Here is an 11,623-nt window from a genome sequence, read left to right as displayed (position 1 = left end):
CCCGACCAGCACGTCCAGCTCGGCCAGCGCCTCGTCGCCGACGTCGACCGGGCGCAGGGTGTGGGGCAGGGAACGGGCGGCGTCGGCGATGATGAACGCGTCGCGGGCATCGGTTTTGGCGCGGCCGGGGTAGAGGTCGGCGATGCGGCGCATCGCCAGGCCGGGCAGGTAGGCGACCTGGTGTCCGGCGGCGCGGGCGACTGCGACCGGCAGCGCACCGATGGTGGCCGGCTGGTCGACCACGACCAGCAGCGTTCCGTGCCGGGCGAGCTTGTCGAACAGGGCTCGCAGCTTGGGTTCGGTGTTGGGCAGCGGGGCGTCATGCAGCCGCTTTCCCTGTGGGTCGAGACCGACCGCGTGATGGGCGTCCTTGCCGACGTCCAGGCCGAGAAAGACCCCGAAACTGCTGCTCATCCACCATGCCGTTCGTTCGCCGCGACGTGGTCACCGGGAGGGCATCGATGGCCGGCACCCACGTTACGACGAGACCTACCAGTTGGTGGCCGTGTCCCTATCAGCGGTCCCTCGATGCCACCAGACCCGGTGACACCACCCCCCGGATCATGGGTTCGACTGGGGGCGTTAGTCATGCCGGGCCTGGTGACCACAGTTCCTTGATCAGGAACTACGAAAAAGGTAACGGGGCGTCTGCCCCTGTACGTCGCCCGCCTGCCCTGCCGCTGGTCGCCGGGCCTCCCTGTATGAGCCCATAGGTCATGGCGTGCCGGGCCTGCCGCCGGGGGACGCCGGTCTTCGTCTGCCTGTGTACGTCGCCCGCCCGCCTTGCCTGCTGGTCGCCGGGTCCCGCATGAGGCCGTAGGTCGCGGCCTGCTGGACCCGCCGCCGGGGAAGCCGGTCTTCGTCCGCCCCTGAACCCCTGCGAGACGCAGGTCACTTGATACTCATACCCCCTAGGGGTACGTTGAAGCCATGAACGGCTACAGCGACGACAAAGACGCCTTCCTGCAGCGCATGCGGCGGGTCGAGGGGCAGGTCCGCGGCATCGCCAAGATGATCGAGGACGACAAGTACTGCATCGACGTGCTGACGCAGGTGTCGGCGGCGACGAAGGCGCTGGAAGCCGTCGCACTGGGGCTGCTCGACGAGCACTTGCGGCACTGCGTGGCCGACGCCGCGGCGGAAGGCGGGGATGTCGCCGCCACGAAGGTCGCCGAGGCGAGTGCGGCCATCGCGCGGCTCGTCAAGTCCTGATCCACCACCCGAACCATCCTGAGGAGATCGCCATGAGCCAGACCACCTTCACCGTCACCGGCATGACCTGCTCGCACTGCGTGGCCTCGGTCGGCGAGGAGGTCGGCGCGATCGACGGCGTCACCGACGTCGCCGTCGACCTGCCGACCGGGGTCGTCACCGTCACCAGTGCCGAGCCGATCGACGGGGCGCGGGTTCGCGCGGCCGTCGAGGAGGCCGGCTACCAGCTCGCCGGCTGATCGCCGGCCCTCGACCGAGGGAAGTCACCGATGAACACCCCAGTACGGCTCGCCGTCTTCGGCGGAGCACTCGTCCTCCTCGCGGCCGGCGGTTTCGCCGTGGGGCACGCTGCCGGTCCCGTCGCGGCCGCGACCAGCGAAAACGCCGACCACGGCGAAGGCCACGACACCGCCGCGCCCGACCACGCCGGCATGGCCGCGGCGGAGACCCTGCCGGGCGGGCTCGCCTCGAGCAAGGACGGCTACACCTTCGCCGTCGCCGATCGCACGCCGGAGCCGGGCCGGTTCTCGTTCACGATCACCGGGCCGGACGGGAAGGCCGTCACCGCGTTCGACGTCGAGCACGAGAAGCGGCTGCACCTGATCGTGGTCCGCCGCGACACCGCGGGCTTCCAGCACGTCCACCCGGAACTGGCGCCGGACGGCACGTGGAGTGTCCCGCTCACCCTGGCCGCCGCCGGTTCGTACCGCGCGTTCGCCGATTTCGCGCCCACCGGCGGGAAACCGATGACGCTCGGGACCGACCTGTCGGTCGCCGGGGACTACCAGCCCGCCGCCTACGCGCCGAGCCGCACGGCCCAGGTCGACGGCTACACCGTCGAGCTCGCCGGGGACTTGACCGCGGGGAAGACCTCGCCCCTGACCTTGAGCGTGAGCCGCGGCGGCGTTCCGGTCACCGACCTGCAGCCGTACCTCGGCGCCTACGGGCACCTGGTCGCGCTGCGCGAAGGCGACCTCGCCTACCTGCACGTCCACCCCGACGGCGAACCGGGCGACGGCAAGACGCCCGCCGGACCGCAGGTGAAGTTCGCCGCCGAAGTCCCCAGCGCCGGGACCTACCGGCTGTTCCTCGACTTCAAGCACGGCGACGTCGTCCGGACCGCCGAGTTCACCGTCACGACCGGCCACGGCCACTGAACCGCGAAGGGAGACGATCATGACCAGCACCACGGCCGCACCCGGCCCGGTGACCGAGATCGAACTCGCGATCGGTGGCATGACCTGCGCGTCCTGCGCCAACCGCATCGAACGCAAGCTCAACAAGCTCGACGGCATCACCGCTTCGGTCAACTACGCCACGGAAAAGGCGCGCGTGCACGCCCCCGAGGGCATCGACCCGGCCACGCTGGTGGCCGCGGTCGAAGCCGCCGGGTACAGCGCGACTTTGCCGCAACCCGAAAAGGCCGACGGCGAGCCCGAGCCCGAAGCGGATCCGACGCGGCTGCTGCGGCAGCGGCTGGTCACCAGCGCGGCGCTCGCCGTTCCGGTGATCCTCCTGGCCATGGTGCCGGCGCTGCAGTTCACGTACTGGCAGTGGATTTCGCTGACGCTGGCCGCGCCGGTGGTCACCTGGGGCGCGTGGCCGTTCCACCGGGCGGCGTGGACGAACCTGCGCCACGGCGCCGCGACCATGGACACCCTGGTGTCGATGGGCGTGCTCGCCGCGTTCGCGTGGTCGTTGTGGGCCTTGCTGTTCGGCACCGCGGGCACGCCGGGGATGGTGCACCCGTTCGAGCTGACGATCGCGCCGTCGGACGGGGCGGGTGCCATCTACCTCGAGGTCGCCGCGGGTGTCACGACGTTCATCCTGGCCGGCCGCTACTTCGAGGCGCGCTCGAAGCGCCGCGCGGGTGCCGCGTTGCGGGCTTTGCTCGAGCTGGGGGCGAAGGAAGTCGCCGTGCTCCGGGACGGTCGCGAAGTCCGGATCCCGACGGCCGAGCTGGCGGTGGGGGACCGGTTCGTCGTGCGGCCGGGCGAGAAGATCGCCACCGACGGCGTCGTCGAAGAAGGCAAGTCGGCGGTCGACGCGTCGATGCTCACCGGCGAATCGGTGCCCGTCGAGGTCGCCGAGGGCGACGCGGTGACCGGGGCGACGGTCAACGCGGGCGGCCGGCTGGTCGTGCGGGCCACCCGGGTCGGGGCGGACACGCAGCTGGCGCAGATGGCCAAGCTCGTCGAGGACGCCCAGAGCGGCAAGGCGGACGTGCAGCGCCTGGCCGACCGGGTCTCCGGGGTGTTCGTGCCGATCGTGATCGGGCTGGCCGTGGCGACGCTGGGCTTCTGGCTCGGGAGCGGTGCCGGGACGGCGGCCGCGTTCACTGCGGCGGTCGCGGTGCTGATCATCGCCTGCCCGTGCGCGCTCGGCCTGGCGACGCCGACGGCGCTGCTCGTCGGCACCGGCCGCGGCGCCCAGCTCGGCGTGCTGATCAAGGGCCCGGAGGTGCTGGAGTCGACCCGCCGCGTCGACACCGTCGTGCTGGACAAGACCGGCACGGTCACCGCCGGGCGGATGACGCTCACCGGCGTGCACGTGGCGGCGGGCGTCGACGAGGCGGAGTTGCTGCGGCTGGCCGGGGCGCTGGAGGACGCGTCGGAGCACCCGATCGCCGCGGCGATCGCCCGTGCCGCCCGCGAGCGCGCCGAGTTGCCCGCCGTCGAGGACTTCACGAACGTCGAAGGCCTTGGCGTGCAAGGGATCGTCGACGGGCACGCGGTCCTGGTCGGTCGTACGGCGTTGCTGGAGGACTGGAGCCAGCCGTTGCCCGCGGACCTGACCGAGGCGAAGGCCGCGGCGGAGGAGCGGGGTCACACCGCGGTGGCGGTGGCCTGGGACGGCGCGGCCCGCGGCGTCCTGGTGGTCGCCGACACGGTCAAGCCGACGTCGGCGGAGGCGATCGCCCAGCTGCGCGCGCTCGGGTTGACGCCGGTGCTGCTGACCGGCGACAACGCGGCGGTGGCCGCGGCGGTCGCGGCGGAGGTCGGGATCGACGAGGTGATCGCCGAGGTGCTGCCGGCGGACAAGCTCGACGTCGTCAAGCGGCTGCAGGACGAGGGCAAGGTCGTCGCGATGGTCGGGGACGGAGTGAACGACGCGCCGGCGCTGGCGCAGGCCGATCTCGGGCTGGCCATGGGCACCGGCACGGACGTCGCGATCGAGGCGAGCGACATCACGCTGGTCCGCGGCGACCTGCGCGCGGTGGCCGACGCGATCCGGCTGTCACGGCGGACGCTGCGCACGATCAAGGGCAACCTGTTCTGGGCGTTCGCGTACAACCTGGCGGCGCTGCCGCTGGCCGCGGCCGGGCTGCTGAACCCGATGATCGCGGGCGCGGCGATGGCGTTCAGCTCGGTGTTCGTGGTGGGCAACAGCCTCCGGTTGCGCGGCTTCACCTCGCGCGCGGCGGACTGACCGGTGGCTGGGGCGGCGGACCGCCGCCCCAGCCACCCAGGCTCAGCGCAGGCTCCGCATTTCGGTGATCTCGGCCTGCTGGGCGTCGATGATCTTCCGGGCGAGCGCCTTCGCGTCGGCGTTACCGCCCTTGGCCAGTTCGGTGTTCGCCATGTCGATCGCGCCCTGGTGGTGTTCGACCATCATGTCCAGCCACATCCGGTCGAACTCGGGGCCCTTGGCGGCCTCGAGCTTCCGCATGTCGGCGTCGGGCATCATGCCGGGCATCGACCCGTGGGTCATCCCCGGCATGCCGGCGCCCCAGGTGGTGAGCCAGCCCTGCATCTGCTGGATTTCGGGGTCCTGGGCCTTCTCGATCCGGCTCGCGAGGTCGAGCACCTTCGGGTTGGTGCTGCGCGACGGCACGAGCTTCGCCATGTCGAGCGCCTGGCTGTGGTGCGGGACCATCTGCTGGGCGAACGCGACGTCGTCCGCGTTGTGGTCCATTCCGGACGGGGAACCGCAGCCGCCGAGAACGACGGCGAAGAGCAGGGCCAGGCCGAGCGTGAAGATGTTTTTGCGCATGACAAATCCTTCGCTGTACTGGTGGGTGTGAGAATCGACGGTTTCGGGTCGATCACACGCGCAGAATGCACAGAGAAGTCAGGACACCGCGGCCGGTTCTGTCGGGTGGGCGGCCACGGCCGGGTGGGCCGCGGAGGTTCGCGATCCGCGAGAACGTCGTGGTGAGCCGGGAAACCCCCAGTAACGCGGCGACCAGCAGGAGCGCGGCGGCCGCGACCACCACGGCGAGGCAGAGGTGGAGGATGTCGTGCATCCCGCCCGGCATGCCCGGATCGTGGTCGGCGGCGGCCGGTTCCGCCGGCGCGATGATGGACATGGCGTGCGCCGTGGTCCCCGCCGGCATGCCGGTACTCATGCCGACGTGGTGCATCGCGGCGACGCACACGGCCAGCGCGCACAGCAGGATGACCTGCCGCGCGTTGCCGAGCCGGTCCGCTGTCACGCGTTCACCGTACCAACCTCGCACCTTTGCCGGGACCGAGCATGAAGTCCGGCTGCCATGAACGACCCTTTCACCTCGTCCGGCGACAGGGTCCCGGCAAAGTCGCGCCGGGTGGGCCTGCGGCGTCTTGAATGAGTCATTCAGGACCTCCGAAGACCTGAATGACTCATTCAAGACATCAGCGAAGCGACCGCCGAGCGAGCCGCCGCAACTGTGCCGGACTCTGGCCCGGGACGTAGTGAACGACCCTTTCATGGCGTCCGGCGCCACGGTCCCGGCAAAGTCGCGCCGGCGAGCGGGTGACCGGCCGCAGGCTGGCCGCGTGGCCTGCCCGGCGTCGCGCGGATGTCGTGAATGACTCATTCATGTCGTCCGACGACATGAATGAGTCATTCATGACATCGCGGACGGGTGGATCGGCCGTGCTGCCCGACTTTGCCGGGGGCATGTCGTTGCGGGACGCCGGAAAGCGTCGCGGAAGCGGGTTCGGCGGGCTACTCTCGAAGTGAGGCTCAGCGAACCGCGGATCCGAGGGAGCTACCGACTTGGTCGAGACGCACGACATCGTCCGCCCGCCCGCCGAGCTCAGCGTGGCCCTCGCGGCCATCGGCAGCGCGACGGCCAGCGGCGAGCTGAGCCGCATGGGGATTCGCAGCGCTTTCATCCGTGGTCCGGTTTCGGTGACGCCCGGCCTGCGCGTGGCCGGTCCGGCGCTGACGCTGCAGTTCCTGCCGAAGCGCGAAGACCTTTACCCCGTAGACGAGTACGAAGAACCGGAAAAGCAACTGCACCGCCATGTCATGTACCACGCCCAGCCCGGCGACATGATCGTCGTCGACGCGCGCGGGGACATGGAAAGCGGAGTGTTCGGCGAGATGATGCTGACCTACTTCAAGGGGCGCGGTGGCGTCGGCGTGGTCGTCGACGGCTGCCTGCGCGACACCGCCGAGGCCAAGCAGCTCGGCCTCGGCCTGTGGATCCGGGGCGCCACCCCGAACTTCCACGCGCAGACCGGCATCGTCCCGGCCGCCGTCAACGTGCCGGTGGCCTGCGGGGGCACGCTCGTCGAGCCGGGGGACATCGTCGTCGCCGACGACGACGGGGCCGTCGTCGTGCCGGTCAAGCTCGCGCCCGCGCTGGTGGCCCACGCCCAGGAACACGCGGAATGGGAGGAGTTCTCCCGGATCCGGCTGTCCGAAGGCGGCGACCTGCGGCGGTACTACCCGCTCTCGGACGAGGCCCGGCCCGAGTACGAACGGTGGCGCGCCGAACAGGACCGCGCCTAGCTCCACAGCCGGTCGTGGCTCGATTCGGCGTCCCAGTGCGTCGTTTCGGCGAAGAACACCGGATCGCGCGGGTCGAGGTGGCGGCGCAGCAGGTCCTCGTTGAGGTCGCCGAAACCCAGGCCCGGTGTGTCCGGCACCGCGATGTGGCCGTCCCGGATCAGCGGGCCGGTGACGAGGTCGCTCCAGAACTCCACGTCGGCCGCGTGGTGTTCGAGGGCCAGGAAGTTCTCCGTGGCGGCGGCCAGGTGCACGCACGCCATCGTCGCGATCGGCGACGCCGCCAGGTGCAGCGCCATCGCGATCCCGCGCTCCTGCGCGTAGTCGCCGAGCCGCTTGGTCTCCGCGATGCCGCCCGACGTCGCCGGGTCGGGGTGCACGACGCGGATGGCGCCGGCGTCCAGCAGCGGCCGGAAGCCGTCCAGCAGGTAGATGTCCTCGCCGGTGCACGTCGGCACCGCGACCGACGTGGTGAGCTGCCGCCACTGGTCGGTCAGCTGCCACGGGAGCAGGTCTTCGATCCACGCCAGGGTGAACGGTTCCAGCGCGCGGCCGATCCGGATGCACGAGTCCAGTGCGATGTGGCCGAAGTGGTCGGCGGCGAGCGCGACGTCGTAGCCGACGACCGACCGGACGATGTCCACATAGGACACCAGGTGCTCGACGCCGCGGGCGGTGACCTGGATGCCGGTGAAGGGGTGCATCGTCGTGTCGTCCGCGCGGGCACCCGGCGGCGCGATCAGCGCGCCCGGGACGTCCCACAGCAGGTCGACGCCCACGTCCATCTTCAGCATCGTGAACCCGCGCCGCTTGCGCTCCAGCAGCCGGGCGCCCATCTCGTGCGGGTCCGGCAGCGACGGCGTGTCCGCGTAGCACCGGACCTCGTCCCGGAACCGGCCGCCGATGAGCGCGTAGGCGGGCACGCCGTACGCCTTGCCCGCCAGGTCCATCAGCGCCATCTCGACGCCGGAGACCCCGCCGCCCTGGCGTCCGTGGTGCCCGAACTGCTTGATCTTGCGGAAGATCTTGTCGACGTTGCAGGGGTTTTCGCCGACGAGCCTGCTCTTGAGCACGAGCGCGTAGGTGGCGCTGGCCTGGTCGCGCACCTCGCCGTAGCCGGACAGCCCCTGGTTGGTGTCGATCCGGACGATCGACGAGCGGAACGGCACCCCGGTCAGGTTCGCCACGCGCAGATCGGTGATGCGCAGGCCGGTCGGCCGGGACGCCGTGGCGACGTGCTCCTCCGTGATCATCCCTTCACGGCTCCCGCGGTGAGGCCTTCGGTCAGGAACCGTTGCCCGAAGCCGTACATCAGCACGACGGGGATGCTGATCAGCAGCGAGGCCGCGGCCAGCTGCCCCTGTGGCACGACGTCGCCGAAGATCATCGACTGCATGCCGACGGGCAGCGTCTTGTAGTCGTCCTTGGTGATGAACACGAAGGCGAAGAGGAATTCGTTCCACGCGTTGGTGAGGGTGAACAGCGCGACCGCGAGCAGGCCCGGCTTGGCCAGCGGCAGCACGATCCGCAGGAACGCGCCGAACCGCGTGCAGCCGTCGACCAGCGCGGCCTCCTCGAGGTCGGCCGGGATCGACTTGAAGTACCCGACGAGCAGCCACGTCGCGAACGGCAGGGTGAACGTCGGGTAGGCGAGCACGAGCGACCACAGCGAGTCGTTGAGCCCGATCCCGCTCATCAGCTGGTACAGCGGGATGAACAGCAGGGCGCCCGGCATCACGTAGGTGAGCAGGATCGTCACCGTGAAGCTCTCCGAACCCCGGAACTTCAGCCGGGCCAGCGCATAGCCGGCCAGCGCCGCGCAGACGAGGGCGATCACGGTGGACGCCACCGACACCAGGATCGTGTTGACGTACCACGTGCCGAACGCCCGGCCGGTGAACAGGTTGGTGAACTGCTCGGTGGTCCACGGCGTCGGCCACAGGTCGTCGGTGCGCGCCACGATCTGGTCGTCGGACTTGAAGGCCGTGATCGTCATCCAGTAGAGCGGGGCGAGCACGAAGCCCAGCAGGCCCACGAGCGCGATCCCGCTGCTGCCGCCGCCGACCAGGCGCGCGGCCAGGCGGTTGCCCCGCGCGGCGAACGCCGAGACGACCCGGCCGACCGCGGCTGCGAGCACCACGAACACGCCCAGCACGAGCGCGGCCTTCCAGACGATGTGCGGCGACGCCCAGGCCAGCACGAGCACCGCGGCCACGACGAGCACCCACGGCAGCGCCCGGCGCTGACCGGGCGTCAGCCGCCGTCGCCCCAGGTCCGCCGCGCCGGGCTGGTCGCTGCGGCGCATCAGCCGTACCAGGATGACGACGAGGATCGCGATGATCGGCAGCATCACCAGCGTGACCGCGGCGCCCGCGCCCAGCTGCAGCTGCTGGATGGCTTTCGAGTACGCCACCATCACGTACGGCGCGGTGGCGTCGCCGGGGCCGCCCTGGGTCATCAGCCAGATCAGGTCGAAGTTGTTGAACGTCCAGATCGACGACAGCAGCACGGTCACGATCATGACCGGACGCAGCCCGGGCAGCGTGATGTGCACGAAGCGTTGCCACGGCGAGGCGCCGTCGACCATCGCCGCCTCGTGGAGGCCGCTGTCGATGGCCTTGAGCCCGGCGAGGAACGTCACCGTGAAGAACGGGATGCCCTTCCAGACGTTGACCAGGATCACCGCCGGCATCGCGAGCGCCGGGTCGGACAGCCACTCGGCGGGCCACTTGTCGACGAGCCCGATCGCGGCGAGGCCCGGGCCGATCCCGGAGTCGGTGAGCAGGACGTTGACGCTGCCGAAGATCGGGTCGAGCAGCGACCGCCAGGTGAAGGCCGTGACGACCGTCGGGATCACCCACGGCAGCAGGATCACCCCGGCGACGAGCGCCTTGCCGCGGCGCATGTGGTGCAGCATCAGCGCCGCGATGAGGCCGAAGGTCACCTTGAAGATCTCGGCGTACGCGGTGAAGACGAACGAGTTGAGCACGCCGTGGTGGAACAGGCCGTCGCCGACCAGGGCGGTGTAGTTGTCCAGGCCGACGAAAACCGTGTCCGCGCCGTGGCGTTCGGTGACGCTGGTGAAGACCGAGCTGACGATCGGGACCAGGATCAGCCCGGCGACGAGCACCAGCGTCGGCCCGATGAACACCGCGGCGAGGCGCCAGTCGCGCCCGAGCCGCCGCTGGGTCGCGGTGAGCGAGGACGACGCTCGTGGCGCCGGGCGGACCGGCGCCGAGCGCGGACGGAGGATCGTCACTGCCGATAGCCCTGCTGCTCGAAGATCTGGACGATCCGGCCGTGGGTCGCGGCGACGGCGTCGGCCGGCCGGGTGCCCTGAATGACCGACTGCATCATGTCGGTGAGCAGGTAGGCGGCGAGGGCGGCCTGCTCGCCCGGGCTCGGGGCCTGGGGGAACGCGTAGCCGGTCCTGGTCGTCATCGGCAGTGGCGCGCGGGTCTGCTCCCGCAGCGCGGCGAAGGCCGGGTCACCGCCGGTGTAGTACGGGTCGGAGTCCCACACCTTGTCCCACGACGGGTTGACCAGGCACGGCGCTTCCTTCGCGACGCCGAGCAGCGCGCTCCCGCCGACCATGAACTTCGCCACCAGCTTGGCGAGTTCGGGGTTCTTCGCCCCCTTGAACACGACGAACGAGTTGGACTCGCCGTACGCGAGCGGCCGGTCGATCGCCGGCCCGGTGGCGCCGTTGAACGGGTGCGTGTTGCCGTAGACCGGGTTCTTCTTGGTCTTCGAGTCGGCGTAGACGCTGTACTGGTTGAGCGTGAGTCCCAGGATCCCGGCCAGCCAGTTTTCGTTGTTGCTCGAGTCGGTCCAGCTGCCGATCCCGGGCGGCAGCATCGGCTGGTACTTCGGGTTCGTGTAGATGTCGCCGATGAACGTGACGGCTTCGACGGTTTCCGGCGAGTTGAACACGACCTTCGTGCCGGTGTTGTCCGCGATGGCCCCGCCGTAGGTGTTGATGACGTTCTGGATGAAGCCGTTGGCGTCGCCGGAGCGGTTCACCGTGAGCCCCCAGCCGAAGCGCCGCTTCCCCGGGTCGGAAACCGCCAAGGCGTTGTCGCGCAGCTCTTCCCACGTGTAGTACGGCTTGAGCGGAAGCCCCTTCTCCTGGTACCAGTCCTTGCGCAGGTACATCCCGGACGCGATGAAGTGGTAGGGGATCGCGAACCAGCGCCCGTCGAACACGCAGAACTTGGTCGACGCCGTCGCGGGCTCCCCGTAAAGCGCTTTCATCTCGTTGACCACGTCGGTGACGTCGGTGAGGGCACCGAGGTTGTGGAGCTGGCCGACGAACCGGCGGTCGCTCATGAAGGCCAGGTCGCGGTTGGTGCCCGCCTTCACCTCGGCGTTCATCTTCGCGACCATGTCGCCGGCGTCACCGGAGACCAGGTCGTTGTGGACGGTGGTCCCGGTCGTCTGCGCGAACACCTGCAGCGACTTGTCGAGCGCCTTGTTGGCGGCTTCCGAGTACAGCTTCTGCGAGAGCATCCCCACCGACCCGCCGCGGAGCGGGGCCGCCTGGTCGAGCAGCGCCTTGGGCACCTGGACGTCGACCTGCGGGGCAGGCGCGGAGCCGCTCCCGCACCCGGCGAGACCGAGCGCCCCCAGCGCGCTCACCCCGAGGAAAGTTCGTCGCGACCACTCCGTTTTCTCTGCCATGACCACTCCTTTC

11 protein-coding genes are annotated in these 11,623 nt (G+C 70.3%); 5 read left to right on the top strand and 6 right to left on the bottom strand.

Going from position 1 to position 11,623, the window contains the following annotated elements; translation table 11 throughout:
• Positions 1–414: transposase (locus G3I65_RS46095; RefSeq protein WP_160701702.1), on the bottom strand; the 414-nt coding region annotated here is incomplete at its 3' end.
• A 516-nt stretch (positions 415–930) separates the two neighbouring features.
• On the opposite strand from G3I65_RS46095, the gene G3I65_RS46090 reads away from it, so the two are divergent.
• The 4 genes from G3I65_RS46090 to G3I65_RS46075 are packed head-to-tail and all read left to right on the top strand — an operon-like array spanning position 931 to position 4,641.
• Complete coding sequence (locus G3I65_RS46090; RefSeq protein WP_160701701.1) at positions 931–1,212, top strand: metal-sensitive transcriptional regulator; 282 nt, start codon at positions 931–933, stop codon at positions 1,210–1,212.
• A gap of 32 nt (positions 1,213–1,244) precedes the next feature.
• Positions 1,245–1,451, top strand: a complete 207-nt coding sequence (locus G3I65_RS46085) for a heavy-metal-associated domain-containing protein (protein ID WP_160701700.1) — start codon at positions 1,245–1,247, stop codon at positions 1,449–1,451.
• A 30-nt stretch (positions 1,452–1,481) separates the two neighbouring features.
• The gene (locus G3I65_RS46080) at positions 1,482–2,369 is read left to right on the top strand and encodes a hypothetical protein (protein WP_160701699.1); all 888 of its coding nucleotides are present in this window, start codon (positions 1,482–1,484) and stop codon (positions 2,367–2,369) included.
• Between the two features lie 19 nt (positions 2,370–2,388).
• Positions 2,389–4,641 carry a cation-translocating P-type ATPase gene (locus G3I65_RS46075; RefSeq protein ID WP_160701698.1) on the top strand — a complete coding sequence of 751 codons (2,253 nt, stop codon included), beginning with the start codon at positions 2,389–2,391 and terminating at the stop codon, positions 4,639–4,641.
• A 42-nt stretch (positions 4,642–4,683) separates the two neighbouring features.
• On the opposite strand, the gene G3I65_RS46070 is transcribed toward G3I65_RS46075, so the two are convergent.
• A complete protein-coding gene (locus tag G3I65_RS46070; RefSeq protein ID WP_160701697.1) occupies positions 4,684–5,205 on the bottom strand; it encodes a DUF305 domain-containing protein in 522 nt (173 codons plus the stop codon).
• Between the two features lie 52 nt (positions 5,206–5,257).
• Positions 5,258–5,647: a hypothetical protein gene (locus tag G3I65_RS46065; RefSeq protein WP_160701696.1), complete on the bottom strand. Its 390-nt coding sequence runs from the start codon at positions 5,645–5,647 to the stop codon at positions 5,258–5,260.
• 545 nt (positions 5,648–6,192) lie between these two features.
• Here G3I65_RS46065 and G3I65_RS46060 point away from each other — a divergent pair.
• Positions 6,193–6,933: a ribonuclease activity regulator RraA gene (locus G3I65_RS46060; RefSeq protein WP_160701695.1), complete on the top strand. Its 741-nt coding sequence runs from the start codon at positions 6,193–6,195 to the stop codon at positions 6,931–6,933.
• On the opposite strand, the gene G3I65_RS46055 is transcribed toward G3I65_RS46060, so the two are convergent.
• The 3 genes from G3I65_RS46055 to G3I65_RS46045 are packed head-to-tail and all read right to left on the bottom strand — an operon-like array spanning position 6,930 to position 11,610.
• Positions 6,930–8,183, bottom strand: coding sequence for a mandelate racemase/muconate lactonizing enzyme family protein (locus G3I65_RS46055; RefSeq protein WP_160701694.1), 1,254 nt, complete (start codon positions 8,181–8,183; stop codon positions 6,930–6,932). The two genes, G3I65_RS46060 and G3I65_RS46055, sit on opposite strands and share 4 nt — an antisense overlap.
• Complete coding sequence (locus G3I65_RS46050; RefSeq protein WP_160701693.1) at positions 8,180–10,189, bottom strand: ABC transporter permease subunit; 2,010 nt, start codon at positions 10,187–10,189, stop codon at positions 8,180–8,182. Before G3I65_RS46050 ends, G3I65_RS46055 begins: the two co-directional genes overlap by 4 nt.
• Positions 10,186–11,610: an ABC transporter substrate-binding protein gene (locus tag G3I65_RS46045; protein WP_160701692.1), complete on the bottom strand. Its 1,425-nt coding sequence runs from the start codon at positions 11,608–11,610 to the stop codon at positions 10,186–10,188. The genes G3I65_RS46050 and G3I65_RS46045 overlap by 4 nt, the downstream gene beginning before the upstream one ends.
• Positions 11,611–11,623: the final 13 nt, after the last annotated feature.

Origin of the sequence: Amycolatopsis sp. SID8362 (genome assembly GCF_010550475.1) — a bacterium.
GTDB lineage: Bacteria > Actinomycetota > Actinomycetes > Mycobacteriales > Pseudonocardiaceae > Amycolatopsis > Amycolatopsis eburnea.
Note: the sequence above shows the minus strand (reverse complement) of the source record. Positions and strands in the feature narration are given on the sequence as shown.

Bases quoted from the DNA above. Each gene is read 5' to 3' on its own strand.
- G3I65_RS46090 (WP_160701701.1), top strand. From the start codon at position 931: ATGAACGGCTACAGCGACGACAAAGACGCCTTCCTGCAGCGCATGCGG.
- G3I65_RS46085 (WP_160701700.1), top strand. From the start codon at position 1,245: ATGAGCCAGACCACCTTCACCGTCACCGGCATGACCTGCTCGCACTGC.
- G3I65_RS46080 (WP_160701699.1), top strand. From the start codon at position 1,482: ATGAACACCCCAGTACGGCTCGCCGTCTTCGGCGGAGCACTCGTCCTC.
- G3I65_RS46075 (WP_160701698.1), top strand. From the start codon at position 2,389: ATGACCAGCACCACGGCCGCACCCGGCCCGGTGACCGAGATCGAACTC.
- G3I65_RS46070 (WP_160701697.1), bottom strand. From the start codon at position 5,205: ATGCGCAAAAACATCTTCACGCTCGGCCTGGCCCTGCTCTTCGCCGTC.
- G3I65_RS46055 (WP_160701694.1), bottom strand. From the start codon at position 8,183: ATGATCACGGAGGAGCACGTCGCCACGGCGTCCCGGCCGACCGGCCTG.
- G3I65_RS46045 (WP_160701692.1), bottom strand. From the start codon at position 11,610: ATGGCAGAGAAAACGGAGTGGTCGCGACGAACTTTCCTCGGGGTGAGC.